General features: G+C 71.9%; 9 protein-coding genes. All 9 read left to right on the forward strand.

The window, feature by feature from the left end:
* Positions 1-130: 130 nt before the first annotated feature.
* The 9 genes from ACIQOU_RS17925 (at position 131) to ACIQOU_RS17965 (ending at position 13,258) form a co-directional block, all read left to right on the forward strand.
* On the forward strand, positions 131-1,009 hold the full coding sequence (locus ACIQOU_RS17925; RefSeq protein ID WP_401537675.1) for a TatD family hydrolase: 879 nt from the start codon (positions 131-133) through the stop codon (positions 1,007-1,009).
* A gap of 112 nt (positions 1,010-1,121) precedes the next feature.
* Positions 1,122-2,549 (forward strand): ubiquitin-like domain-containing protein, encoded by a 1,428-nt coding sequence (locus tag ACIQOU_RS17930; protein ID WP_401537676.1) that lies wholly within the window; start codon positions 1,122-1,124, stop codon positions 2,547-2,549.
* A gap of 45 nt (positions 2,550-2,594) precedes the next feature.
* Positions 2,595-3,464, forward strand: a complete 870-nt coding sequence (gene rsmA, locus ACIQOU_RS17935) for a 16S rRNA (adenine(1518)-N(6)/adenine(1519)-N(6))-dimethyltransferase RsmA (protein WP_401537677.1) — start codon at positions 2,595-2,597, stop codon at positions 3,462-3,464.
* 120 nt (positions 3,465-3,584) lie between these two features.
* Positions 3,585-4,484, forward strand: coding sequence for a 4-(cytidine 5'-diphospho)-2-C-methyl-D-erythritol kinase (locus ACIQOU_RS17940; RefSeq protein ID WP_401537678.1), 900 nt, complete (start codon positions 3,585-3,587; stop codon positions 4,482-4,484).
* A gap of 214 nt (positions 4,485-4,698) precedes the next feature.
* Complete coding sequence (locus ACIQOU_RS17945) at positions 4,699-5,802, forward strand: peptidoglycan recognition family protein (RefSeq protein ID WP_401537679.1); 1,104 nt, start codon at positions 4,699-4,701, stop codon at positions 5,800-5,802.
* 413 nt (positions 5,803-6,215) lie between these two features.
* Entirely contained in the window at positions 6,216-8,021 is a 1,806-nt protein-coding gene (locus ACIQOU_RS17950; protein WP_401537680.1) for an ABC-F family ATP-binding cassette domain-containing protein, read from the forward strand.
* A 188-nt stretch (positions 8,022-8,209) separates the two neighbouring features.
* The gene (locus tag ACIQOU_RS17955) at positions 8,210-10,186 is read left to right on the forward strand and encodes a PQQ-binding-like beta-propeller repeat protein (protein WP_401537681.1); all 1,977 of its coding nucleotides are present in this window, start codon (positions 8,210-8,212) and stop codon (positions 10,184-10,186) included.
* Between the two features lie 210 nt (positions 10,187-10,396).
* Positions 10,397-12,337 (forward strand): PQQ-binding-like beta-propeller repeat protein, encoded by a 1,941-nt coding sequence (locus tag ACIQOU_RS17960; RefSeq protein ID WP_401537682.1) that lies wholly within the window; start codon positions 10,397-10,399, stop codon positions 12,335-12,337.
* A gap of 249 nt (positions 12,338-12,586) precedes the next feature.
* Complete coding sequence (locus ACIQOU_RS17965) at positions 12,587-13,258, forward strand: LuxR C-terminal-related transcriptional regulator (protein ID WP_401537683.1); 672 nt, start codon at positions 12,587-12,589, stop codon at positions 13,256-13,258.
* Positions 13,259-13,357: the final 99 nt, after the last annotated feature.

Genomic DNA, 13,357 nt, shown 5'->3' on the forward strand with positions numbered 1-13,357 from the left:
CGCGCAGTTCCCCGCGCCCCTTAAGAGCGGCGTCTCGCCGTTGTTGGGTGCGGGGCCGGTGAGGGCTTGTTGCGTAGTTCCCCGCGCCCCTTCCCTGCGCTGCCGGGTCCTGGGTTCGTAGGATCTGGGGATGGGTTCCTCCTCTGACAAGAATTCTCCTCCGCCTCTTCCTGAGCCCCTGCGGGTTGGGGTCGCTGATTCGCATACGCATCTTGATATGCAGGGCGGGAGTGTGGAGGAGGCGATTGCTGTTGCCGCCTCTGTGGGGGTGGACACCCTGGTGCAGGTGGGGTGTGATCTGGCCGGGTCTCGGTGGGCGGCTGACACTGCGGCGTTGCATCGCAGTGTCCATGCGGCTGTCGCCCTGCATCCCAATGAGGCTCCTCGGATCGTGCACAGCGATGCTGACGGGTGGTCTCGGCAAGGGGCTCGGGAGGCGGGGGGCCTGGCGGCGCTGGACTCCGCGCTTGTCGAGATCGACCGGCTCGCTCAGTTGCCGCAGGTCAAGGGGGTCGGGGAGACCGGGCTCGACTACTTTCGGACCGGGGTGGAGGGGAAAGGGGCCCAGGAGTATTCGTTCCGGGCCCATATCGAGATCGCCAAGCGGCACGGGAAGGCGCTCGTCATCCATGACCGGGATGCCCACGAGGACGTGTTGCGGGTGCTGAAGGAGGAGGGCGCTCCCGAGCGGACCGTCTTCCACTGCTACTCCGGCGACGCCGAGATGGCCCAAGTCTGCGCGCGCGCCGGGTACTTCATGTCGTTCGCCGGTACCGTCACCTTCAAGAACGCCCAGAACCTGCGGGACGCGGTCGCCGTCGCCCCGTCAAAACTGCTCCTGGTCGAGACCGACGCGCCCTTCCTGACCCCGGCACCCCATCGCGGGCGGCCCAACGCGCCCTACCTCATCCCGCTCACCGTGCGGGCCATGGCCGCCGTCCGGGGCGTCGACGAGGACACCCTCGCGACGGCGCTCGCGGCGAACACGGCACGCGCCTTCGACTACTGACGCACGCCCCCCTCACCACTCTGTGTGCTCGTGCCGCTTTGGAGAGTTACCGTCGCTCCGCTAGGTTCTGTGGGCCCGATCGGACCCCTCTGGCCCACTGGAGCGTGTCGGCGTGAGCAACCCCCCGTACCCGTCCTATCCGGGATACCAGCAGTCCTACCCGGCGTACGTGCCGCCGCCCTACGACCCTTACGGGTCCTACGGGTCCTCCCCGGGGCCCTACGGGGTGGCCTCCCCGGGCTACGACCCCTACGGGGCCGAGACGGTCGCGTACGGGGTGGCCGTGTCGCCGACGCTCGCCTACGGGGTCGTCGTGCCGCCCGAGGCGCCCGAGTACGCGCCGTTCCCCGAGACCTACGCCCCCGTCCCCGTGTACGAATCCGACCGGGCACCGGCGCAGGACGGCGCCGGGCGGGGCGGGCATCGGCGCAAGGTGCGGGGCGGCGGGCTGCCCGATGTGCGGCGGCTGTTGCCGCAGGCGCTCGTCGTCGCGTTCCTGGCGGGCGGCACCACCGCGTTCGTCGCGCAGGACAAGGCCGTCGAGCTGACCGTCGACGGGCAGCCCCGCACCCTGCACACCTTCGCCGACGACGTCACCGAACTCCTCACCCACGAAGGCGTCGACATCGGCGCCCACGACAGCGTCAGCCCCGCCCCGGGCACCCCGCTCACCAGCGGCGCCGAGATCGCCGTCGACCACGGGCGGCCCGTCCGGCTCACCCTCGACGGACAGCGGCACGAGGTGTGGACGACGGCGCACACCGTGCACGAGGCACTTCAACAGCTCGGGGTGCGCGCCGAGGGCGCGTATCTGTCCGCCGCGCGCTCCACCCCCATCGGCCGCGCCGGGCTCGCCCTCGACGTGCGCACCGAGCGTTCCCTCACCGTCATGGCCGACGGCCGCGCCCGCACCGTCCGCACCAACGCGGCGACCGTCCGCGAGGCCGTCCGGCAGGCCGGCGTCACCCTGCACGGCGAGGACAGCACCTCGGTGCCCGCCGACAGCTTCCCGCGCGACGGACAGACGGTCACCGTGCTGCGCGTCACCGGCACCCAGGAGGTGCGCGAGGAGCTGATCCCGTTCCGCACCGAGCGCACCGCCGACCCCACCCTCTTCCGGGGCACCGAGGTCGTCGCGCAGAGCGGCCAGCCGGGGCTGCGCCGGGTCACCTACGCGCTGCGCACGGTCAACGGCGTCCAGGACAAGCCCCGCCGGCTGCGCACCGAGGTGGTGCGCGGCCCCCGCACGCAGGTCGTCAAGGTCGGCACCAAGGTCCTGCCGACCTCCGTGCACGGCGCCGACGGGCTGAACTGGCAGGGCCTCGCCGTCTGCGAGTCCGGCGGCCGCCCCGACGCCGTCGACGCGTCCGGCACCTACGGCGGGCTCTACCAGTTCGACACCCGCACCTGGCAGGCGCTCGGCGGCAGCGGGCGCCCGCAGGACGCACCGGCCGCCGAACAGACGTTCCGCGCCAAGAAGCTGTACGTGCGACGCGGGGCCAGCCCGTGGCCGCACTGCGGGACCCGGCTGCACGGATGAAACGCCCGGTCGGTGGTGGTCACGGGCGCCCCGTAACCTGGTCGGGTGAGCAGCCCTACCCCCGACGCCCTGCTGGGCCCCGCCGACATCCGTGAACTGGCGGGCGCGCTCGGCGTGCGCCCCACCAAACAGCGCGGCCAGAACTTCGTGATCGACGCGAACACGGTCCGCCGTATCGTGCGCACCGCCGAGGTCCGCCCCGACGACACGGTGGTCGAGGTCGGCCCCGGGCTCGGCTCGCTCACCCTGGCGCTCCTGGAGGTCGCCGACCGGGTCACCGCCGTCGAGATCGACGACGTCCTCGCCGGGGCGCTGCCCGCCACCATCGAGGCCCGGATGCCGGAGCGCGCCGACCGGTTCGCGCTGGTCCACTCCGACGCGATGCAGGTCACCGAGTTGCCGGGCCCGGCACCCACCGCCCTGGTCGCGAACCTCCCCTACAACGTCGCCGTGCCCGTCCTGCTGCACATGCTCGCCACCTTCCCGAGCATCGAACGCTCCCTGGTCATGGTCCAGTCCGAGGTCGCCGACCGGCTCGCCGCCGACCCCGGCTCGAAGGTCTACGGCGTCCCCTCCGTCAAGGCCAACTGGTACGCCGACGTCAAGCGGGCCGGCGCGATCGGCCGCACGGTGTTCTGGCCCGCCCCGAACGTCGACAGCGGCCTCGTCGCCCTCACCCGGCGCGCCGAGCCCGTCAAGACGACGGCGACCAGGCGTGAGGTGTTCGCCGTGGTCGACGCGGCCTTCGCACAGCGCCGCAAGACGCTGCGCGCCGCGCTCGCCGGGTGGGCCGGTTCGGCGGCGGCGGCGGAAACGGCGCTGGTCGCGGCCGGGGTCTCGCCGCAGGCCCGGGGCGAGTCGCTCACCGTCGAAGAGTTCGCCCGCATCGCCGAGCACAAGGCGCCCCGGCAGTAGCCGAGGCCCTACCGTCCGAGCCGTACCGTTCGAGGCCGTACTGGCCGAGGCCACACCGTTCGAGGCCGTACCGTCCGAGGCCGGCAGGCCCGAGGCCGTCATTCCCGAGGAGCCCCGCACGTGAGCGTCACCGTCCGCGTCCCCGCCAAGGTCAACGTCCAGCTCGCGGTGGGCGCCGCCCGCCCCGACGGGTTCCACGACCTGGCCAACGTCTTCCTCGCCGTCGGCCTCCACGACGAGGTCACCGTGACCCCCGCCGACGCGCTGCGGGTCACCTGCTCGGGCCCGGACGCGGCCCAAGTCCCCCTGGACCGCACCAACTTGGCGGCCCGCGCGGCCGAAGCCCTGGCCGCCAGGCACGGGTTGAGCCCCGATGTCCACCTGCACATCGCCAAGGACATCCCGGTGGCCGGTGGCATGGCGGGCGGCAGCGCGGACGGCGCGGCGGCCCTGCTCGCCTGCGACGCGCTGTGGGGCACGGGTGCCTCGCGCGCCGAACTCCTCGACATCTGCGCCGAGTTGGGCAGCGACGTGCCGTTCAGTCTGGTCGGCGGGGCGGCGCTCGGCGTCGGGCGGGGCGAGCGGCTGACGGAGCTTCAGGTCGGCGGGACCTTCCACTGGGTGTTCGCGATGGCGGAACGTGGGCTGTCGACCCCGGCGGTGTTCCGGGAGTTCGACCGGCTCGCCGAGGGCGTCGGGATTCCCGAACCGGTCGCGTCGGCCGACCTGTTGGACGCGCTGGCCAAGGGCGACCCGGACGCGCTGGCGGCGACCGTCTCCAACGACCTTCAGCCCGCGGCCCTTTCGCTCTTCCCCGAGCTGGCCGACACCCTCGCGGCGGGCCGGGCGGCCGGTGCGCTGACGGCACTGGTCTCCGGTTCCGGGCCGACCACGGCGTTCCTGGTGCGGGACGCGGAGGCGGGCGGGAAGGTGGCGGCGGCGCTGCGCACGTCCGGTACGTGTCGCACCGTTCGCACCGCGCAGGCACCGGCGCCCGGCGCGACGGTGATCAGCGGCTGAGGCGATCGCCTGCTGAACGGGCCCGGACACGGACCGTGAGAATCACACCTCCCGTTTCGCCCCCTCCACACCCTGCCCGCTATCTCCACAAACAGACAGGGTGATATGTCCTTTCTCGTGGTTCCTGTCGGGCACATGGGGTCGATAGCCTCCAATGAGGCTTCAGTGCTTGAGAGTTAACGAATTCTGGACGTCCCTTGTGGAAGGCCCCACCGTGTCCGAAAACCCCACCCCCTCCGCCCACCGCCGGAAGCGGTCCCTCTCCCGCCGTGGCGTGATCGCCGCCACCGGCGCCGTGGCAGCCGCCGGTGCCCTCACCCCGGTCGTCTTCGCGGCCACCAAGTCGGACGAGAAGTCGACCGGCACGGCCGCCGCCGGCACCGAGAAGCAGGACTTCCCGGCGACCCGCACCGCCGCCAACACCGGCACCGGTGAGGCGACCACCGCCTTCGCCGCCGGGTTCGTGGCCGTGCGCTGGAAGGGCGCGGCGGACGCCGTCGGCATCAAGCTCGCCGACGGCTCCTGGAAGCAGGCGACCAGCGGCTGCGCGGCCGTCGACGGCGGCGGCACCGCCCTGGTCCACTCCGGCGGAGCCACGGCGTACGCCCTGAAGGCGGAGGACGGCGCGAACGACCTGCGCTCCCTCGCCATCGACGCCACCAGCGGCCCGGCCCGCGCCTTCGCGGTGCCCACCGAGCCGACCCGGGTGCGCGGCGTGGAGTACCTGTCCCGCCCGGCGTGGGGCGCCGACGAGTCGAAGCGCTACAAGGACGGCAAGGTCAACTCCCCGGAGGTGTACTACCCGTTCCAGTCGATCACCGTCCACCACACGGACACCCCGAACGGCGACGCCGACCCGGCGGCCACCGTCCGCGCGATCTACGAGTACCACGCGATCACCCTGGACTGGGGCGACATCGGCTACCACTTCCTGATCGACGAGTCCGGCGCCGTCTACGAGGGCCGCTACTCCGGTGACGACGCGATCCCCGCGTTCGACACCGACGGCAAGCTGGTCACCGCCTTCCACACCGGCGGCTTCAACTCCGGCAACCTCGGCATCGCCCTCATCGGCGACCTCGCCACCCAGGGCCCCACCGACGCCGCCCGCGCGTCCCTGGTCAAGCTGATCAAGGTCATCGCCCGCATCAAGGGCCTCGACACCACGGCCCGCATGACCTACGTCAACCCGGTCAACAACGTCACCAAGGACGTCAACACCATCAGCGGCCACCGAGACTGGCTGGAAACAGACTGCCCCGGCCAAACCATGTACAACCTCCTGACAGAAGTCCGCCAGGAAACAGCAGGCCAGTAGCCGGCACCTATATAGCCAACGCCCGGGCATCGCCCCTTAACGGGAGCCGAGCGATACAGCCAAGGGCTCGGCAACGCCGTTTCTTGGGGGCGCGGGGCTGTGTCGATGTGCGGCTCCGCCGCGTGGGCGCGACCAGCCGCGACGGCGCGTAACCCGGCGGGCGGCCCCTGAGCGCGGGGTACGAGACCGCCGACGGTCCGGCAACGCAGCTAAGGGGCGCGGGGCTGTGTCGATGTGCGGCTCCGCCGCGTGGGCGCGACAAGCCACGACGGCGCCGCACTCGACCGACAACCTGTCCGTGGCTGGGGACTGTCCCCGGGGTGCCTCTCAGGCCCACGACCAGGTGAGGGTCGGCCAGCTCCAGCGAAGCGCTTACGCTGGGAGGCTGACCCATCCCCGCCCGCAGGAGTGAAATGGCCGTCAACCTGGTCAATGTCGAGAACGTCAGCAAGGTATACGGCACCCGTGCCCTGCTCGACGGCATCTCGCTCGGCGTCTCCGAGGGCGACCGGATCGGGGTGGTAGGCCGCAACGGTGACGGCAAGACCACCCTCATCCGGATGCTCGCGAAGGCCGAGGAGGCCGATTCCGGACGGGTCACCCACTCCGGCGGACTCCGCCTCGGCGTCCTCACCCAGCACGACTCCCTCGACCCGAACGCCACCGTGCGCCACGAGGTCATCCGGGACATGGCCGACCACGAATGGGCCGGAAACGCCAAGGTCCGCGACGTTCTCACCGGCCTCTTCGGCGGCCTCGACCTGCCGGGCTTCCCGCAGGGCCTGGACACCGTCATCGCCCCCCTCTCCGGCGGTGAGCGGCGCCGGATCGCGCTCGCCAAGCTGCTCATCGAGGAACAGGACCTGGTCGTCCTCGACGAGCCGACCAACCACCTCGACGTCGAGGGCATCTCCTGGCTCGCCCGCCACCTGCGCGAACGCCGCTCCGCGCTGGTCTGCGTGACCCACGACCGCTGGTTCCTCGACCAGGTGTGCACGCGCATGTGGGACGTGCAGCGCGGCTCGGTCTACGAGTACGAGGGCGGCTACTCCGACTACGTCTTCGCGCGCGCCGAGCGGGAACGTATCGCCGCCACCGAGGAGACCAAACGGCAGAACCTGGTCCGCAAGGAACTGGCCTGGCTGCGCCGGGGCGCCCCCGCCCGCACCTCCAAGCCGCGCTTCCGCGTCGAGGCCGCCAACGAACTGATCAAGGACGTACCGGCCCCCCGCGACACCAGCGAGCTGATGAAGTTCGCGTCCTCGCGGCTCGGCAAGACGGTGTTCGACCTGGAGGACGTCACCGTCCAGGCCGGTCCGAAAGTGCTCCTCGAACACGTCACCTGGCAGCTCGGCCCCGGCGACCGCATCGGCCTGGTCGGCGTGAACGGCGCGGGCAAGACCTCCCTGCTGCGGGCCATGGCCGAGGCCGCCCGCAGCGACGGCGAGACCCAGCCGGCCGGCGGCAAGGTCGCCGTCGGGCGCACCGTCAAGCTCGCCTACCTCTCCCAGGAGGTCGCCGAACTCAACCCGAACACCCGGGTGTTGGAGGCGGTGTCGCAGGTCCGCGAGCGCGTCGACCTCGGCAAGGGCCGCGAGATGACCGCGGGCCAGCTCTGCGAGACGTTCGGCTTCAGCAAGGAGAAGCAGTGGACGCCGGTCGGCGACCTCTCCGGCGGTGAGCGCCGCCGCCTCCAGCTGCTGCGCCTGCTCATGGACGAACCGAACGTCCTCTTCCTCGACGAGCCCACCAACGACCTCGACATCGAGACCCTGACCCAGCTGGAGGACCTCCTCGACGGCTGGCCCGGCTCGATGATCGTGATCTCCCACGACCGGTTCTTCGTGGAGCGCACCACCGACCGGGTCTTCGCCCTGCTCGGGGACTCCGCCCTGCGGATGCTGCCGCGCGGCATCGACGAGTACCTGGAGCGCAGGCAGCGCATGGCGGAGACGGCCGCGGCCGCCACCCCCGTCTTCGCCGCCCGCCCGGTCGCCGAGAAGAGCGCCGCCGACAGCCGCGCCGCGAAGAAGGAACTCCAGAAGGTGGAGCGGCAGTTGGACAAGGTCTCGCAGCGGGAGACCAAGCTGCACGCGCAGATCGCGGACAACGCCACCGACTTCGCGAAGGTCGCCGAACTCGACGCCGAACTCCGTGACCTGATCGGCCAGCGGGACGAGCTGGAGCTGCGCTGGCTGGAACTTGCCGAGGACGCGTGAAAGGTGCGTGAAGGCGCATAACGGGGCCATCACGGGCCGGTTCTCCCTTGGAAACGGGGGCTGAACCGGCCCGTTCCGTTGTCGTCGGCGAGTGATAGAAAGGGCCGTCTGAGAAGTTTCCGGACACGCCCCGAGGCCGTCGCGCCGCCCGGAGCGTGGCCAAAAATCAGTGAACGGGGGAGGCGCTGATGACTCAGCCGCCACAGGAAGGCTTCGGAGCGTCACCGGAGCAGCCGCCACAGCGACCACCGCAGTCACCGCCACCGCCGCAGCAAGAGCAGTCGCAGCAGTCGCCGCAGCAGCCGGGTGGCTACGGCTCGCCGCCCCCGCAGCCCTCGCCGCAACCCGGTTACGGCTACCCCCAGGCACCCGAACAGCCCGGCCCCTACGCCCCGTCGGGCCCCTACGCCCACTCGGGCCCGTACAGCCAGCAGCCGCCGCAGAGCCAGCCGGCCCAGCCGGGCCAGCCCGCGCACCCCACTCCGCAGTCCCCGCCCCCGCCCTCGCCCCCCGGCCCCTACGGGCAACCCGGTGCCCACCCCCAGCAGCCAGGACCCTACGGGCAGCCCCAACAGCCGGGCCCCTACGGGCAGTCGCAGCAGCCCGGCCCCTACGGGCAACCCGGATACGGCTACCCCCAGCAGCCCCCGTACCCCGGCGCGCCCGGCGCACCCGGCATACCCGGCATACCCGGCGCCCCCGCGTCCGGCGCCCGCACCCCGCTCCTGGCCAGGTTCCGGAGCAGGCCCGCGCTCGCGATCGGGGCCGCCGTGGCCGCGTTCGTCGTGATCGGCGCCGGGGTGTTCGCGCTGACCAGCGGCGGCGGGGACGACGACGGCAAGAACCCGGCCGTGGCGGAGAGCGGCGGCGTGAAGGTGGTCAAGTCACCGCCCGCGTCCGCGTCCGCGTCGGCCGACCCCGACGCCCAGGACGCCGCCGACGCCAAGGCCCTCAACGCCGACCGCGCGGCGGGCGAGGCGAAGGTGCTCTGGGCCAAGAACCCGCCGGACGTGCCCGGCAACGGTGCCGACGCCCCCGGCATGTGGATCGGCGACACCTCGGTGGCCAAGGCCGCCTACAAGCAGATCTTCGGCTACAACGTCGTTGACCAGGAACCGGCTTGGACGCCGATCACGTTCCCGCAGGAGATCTGCGCGGCCACCCCGGACATGTCGTCGGACGGCAAGATCATCGTCGCCTACAAGAGCGGCGTCAGCGAGCGCGCCACCTGCAACCAGCTCCAGGAGGTCGACCTGACCACCGGCGCCAAGGGCTGGCGCATCAAGGTGCCCGAGGGGGCGTTGTTCGACGGCACCAGCACCATCGGCCTCTCGCTCACCGGCCGGACGGTGGTGGTGGCGCGGTCCCAGTCCGGGATCGCCTATGACCTGGACACCGGCAGCAAGCTGTTCGAGAAGGTCCAGTACAGCGACGACTGCTTCCCGGCCGGGTTCGCGGGCGGCACCAAGCTGGTCGCGGTGTCCTCCTGCGGCGCCGGGAGCGAGAACCCGCACGACGAGGTCCAGGAGCTGAACCCGAAGACCGGCAAGGTCGAGTGGACCCACAAGATGGACAAGGGCTGGCGGGTGGAGCGGGCGTACTCGCTCGATCCGCTGGTCCTCTACAGCACCAACTCGACCAAGAACGCCTGGAACATCTCCACCTTCACCGCGCGCGGCGACGTCCGTTCCCAGGTCGACGTCGACGGGAAGTTCGCCCCCGAGTGCGGCTGGGGTGTGACCGGCCGTGACCTCCAGGGCTGCCGGGGCGTGGCCGCCGACGCGAGCACCCTCTACCTGCCGACCAGCGTGACCAGCGGGGCGAACGAGATCGTCGCGATCAGCCTGGTCACCGGCAAGGAGAAGTGGCGCGTCAAGTCCCCGGTCGACGAAACGATGCTGCCGATCAGAACCGAGGGCGGCACACTCTTCGCGTACGTCGAGGCGTCCGCCGACGCGGGCAGCCGGGTCGTGTCCGTCGCGACCGGTGGCGCCGGGCACAAGACGGTGACGCTGCTCCAGGACCCGGCGTCCACCACGAAGACCGAGAACGGCCTCTACGTCAAGGACTTCGACTGGGTCGACGGCCGCTTCTTCCTCTCCACCACGCAGCTGGGGTCGAAGAGCGACGCGGAGGCCAAGTTGATCCTCGTCTACGGCAAGTGACCGCCGACGCATGCCACTTCACCCGTTCCCCGCCCGGTTCCCGTCCCGGTCCCGGCCCCTGTTGCCGCCGTTGTCGTCGCCGTTGTCGCCGCCGAACTGCCGTACGTCGGCCCGCACTTCGCCGTACCGGCCGGTGTCGGTCCCGGTCTTCGCGGCCCAGCCGTCGCCTTCCCCTTCTTCTTCCCTGAGCGTCCCCGAGGTGTCCTCCCCATGACTCAGCCGCCACCCCCGCCGCCCCACCAGCCGCCGCAGCAGGGCGGGTTCGGGCCCCCGCAGCCCCCGCAGCAGCCGCAGCCCCCGCAGGGCGCGCCGCAGCAGCCGGGCCAGGGCCACCCGCAGGCACCGCCGCCCCCGGCGCAGCCCCCGGGCCCCCCGCAGCCCCAGCCGGGCTACGGGTACCCCCAGGCCCCGCCCCAGGCGCCGCAGGCCCCGCAGCCGCCCCAGCCGCCGGCCGGTTACGGGTACCCCGGGCAGCCCCCGGCGGCCCCCTACGGGCAGCCCGGCGCGCCGACCCCGCCCGCCCAGTACCAGCAGCCCACCGCGTACGCCCAGCCGAACCCCTACGGGCAGCAGCCCCCCGGCTACGGGTACCCCGGCCAGCAGGCTCCCGGGTACGGGTACCCCGGCCAGCCGCCGACCGCGCCGATGCAGGCGCAGGGCGGACAGCCGGGCGGCGGGCGGAAGTTCAACGCGCAGGTCGCCATCATCGTGTCCGCCGTCGTCGCGATCGCCCTGATCATCGGCCTCGGCGCCTGGTACGCCGCCGCGGGCGGGGACGACGGCAAGAAGAACGACACCGCGACCAGTTCGGGCGGCTCCACGGGCGGCCAGGACAGCAAGGGCGGCGACGACAGCGACGCCGCCGACGACACCACCGACGGCGTCTCCGCCACCGCGCAGGAGAAGGTGCCCGCCAGCACCGCGTCCAAGCAGCTGTTCAAGCTGCCCGCGCCCACGCTGGCCAGCGGCGTCTCCCAGACCCGGGTGCTGGGCTCCTGGATCACCGACAAGGCCTATGTGAAGTCGGGCGTCGACGAGATCGTCGGCTACGACCGGGACACCGGCACCAAGCTGTGGTCGATCCCGCTGTCGGGCCCGGTGTGCGCGGCCAGCCCGCACCTCACCACCGGCGGTCTGACGGCGGTCGTCTACGAGTCGGCCCCGCAGACCAAGGCCGAGGCCGCGCACGAATGCAGCCAGGTCGCCGCCCTCGACCTCACCACCGGCAAGAAGCTGTGGACCAAGACCGCCAAGACCGGTGACCAGGACATGGCGTTCAACAACGTCACCGTCAGCGCCGGCACGGCCGCGGTCGGCGGCACCAGCGGCGGCGCCGCCTTCGACCTGACCAGCGGCAAGCTGCTGTGGTCCCCGAAGCCCACCGACACCTGCTTCGACTCCGGGTACGGCGGCGGCGCCAAGCTGGTCGCGGTCCGCAAGTGCGGCGACTACGGCGCCCGCCAGCTGCACATCCAGACCATCGACCCGAAGACCGGCAAGGTGATCTCCGAGTACAAGATGGCCGCCGGTATCGAGTACGCGTCCGTCGTCTCCACCGACCCGCTGGTGGTCGCCGCCGACGTCGGCGACAGCGCCACCGACGGCAGCGGCATCTCCGACTTCTTCTCCATCGACAACAAGACCGGCACGCTGCGCACCCGGATCTCGGCGCCGTCCGACGACTACGCGGCCCAGTGCGACGGCATCTCCCGCCTGGAGGACTGCTCCGGTCTCGCCGTCGGCGGCGAGAGCCTCTACATCGCGACCGAGGAGCACGACGGCGACGCCGACTACGCCCAGACCAACGAGGTCGTCGCCTTCGACCTGGACACCGGCAAGCTGACCGGGCAGCGCGCCGACGCGGGCGACAACAACGAACTGGTCCCGCTGCGCATGGACGGCCCCAACCTCCTCGCCTACAAGCGGACGGTGGACAAGGGCAGCCAGATCGTCAGCATCGCCGGCAGCGCCTTCAAGCAGACGACGCTGCTCCAGACCCCGACGGCGGAATCCTCCAACGACACCGTACGGAGCTTGCAGCCCGGCTTCTCGGAGGTGCTCTTCTCGCAGGGCCACCTCTACATGTCCGGCATCTACGCGAGCAAGACCGACCCCGACCAGGCGTTGGCGATCGGCTTCGCGACGAGCTGACGCCCCTCACCACGGCCGACGGCCCCGCCCCCGAAGAACCTCGGGGACGGGGCCGTTCGCCATGCCGTGCCCTGTTCATGCGCCCGGGAGCCGAAATTCCGTCGATCAGGGGCGCATCTCCTCGGTAGGGGGGCGCGACGTCGAACAAGCGTGTAGCTTCCGGGGGCATGCAGGACGGGGGGAGCCAGGGGAGGCCTCCGCCCGGAGGACCGGAGGACCGGTGGGCCCGGGGGGATGAGGGGTTGCTCGATGGGAGTGCGGCTCATGGTGGTCGACGACCACCGGCTGCTCGCGGAGGCGTTGGCCTCGGCACTGAAACTGCGCGGACACCGGGTGCTGGCCGCGACCGCGCCCACCGCGGGCGCCGCGGAACTGGTGATCAGCAGAGCGCCCGAGGTGTGCCTGCTGGGCACGGCGACCCCGGCCGAGCCGGGCATCTTCGACCCGGTGGCCCGGATCAGACGGGAACGTCCACAGGTCGCGGTCCTGGTGCTCGGCCCGGTGCCGAACCCACGGGGCATCGCGGCCGCGTTCGCGGCGGGGGCGTGCGGATACGTACGGCACGACGAGCGCATCGAGGGCGTCGAGCGGGCCATCATGAAGGCACGGGCGGGTGAGGCGGCCGTCGCCCCGCAACTCCTCCAGGCGGCCTTCGCGGAACTCCTCAACCCGGTGGCCCAGCCCGACGACGAGGGCCAACGCCTGCTGCGCCTGCTCACCCCGCGCGAGGTCGAGGTCCTGGTCCGGGTCGCCGACGGCGAGGACACCCGGGCCATCGCGGCCGGCATGGGCATAGCCCCCTCCACCGCCCGCACCCACGTCCAACGCGTCCTCATGAAACTCTCCGTAGGCTCCCGCCTGGAAGCAGCAGCCCTAGCAGCCAGAACAGGCCTACTAACCCGAGCAACCCAACACCGCTGAGACGAGGGGCGGGTGGCCGAGCCATTTAGCTGACGGTTCGTCAACTCCGTTAGGGAGCCGAGCGATGCAGCCAACGTCCGGGCAACGCCGCTGTTTTAG

The organism is Streptomyces sp. NPDC091279 (genome assembly GCF_044757465.1).
GTDB lineage: Bacteria > Actinomycetota > Actinomycetes > Streptomycetales > Streptomycetaceae > Streptomyces.

Excerpts from the sequence above, each read along its gene's own strand:
- ACIQOU_RS17925 (WP_401537675.1), top strand. The coding sequence starts at position 131 with ATGGGTTCCTCCTCTGACAAGAATTCTCCTCCGCCTCTTCCTGAGCCC.
- ACIQOU_RS17950 (WP_401537680.1), top strand. The coding sequence starts at position 6,216 with ATGGCCGTCAACCTGGTCAATGTCGAGAACGTCAGCAAGGTATACGGC.
- ACIQOU_RS17955 (WP_401537681.1), top strand. The coding sequence starts at position 8,210 with ATGACTCAGCCGCCACAGGAAGGCTTCGGAGCGTCACCGGAGCAGCCG.
- ACIQOU_RS17960 (WP_401537682.1), top strand. The coding sequence starts at position 10,397 with ATGACTCAGCCGCCACCCCCGCCGCCCCACCAGCCGCCGCAGCAGGGC.
- ACIQOU_RS17965 (WP_401537683.1), top strand. The coding sequence starts at position 12,587 with ATGGGAGTGCGGCTCATGGTGGTCGACGACCACCGGCTGCTCGCGGAG.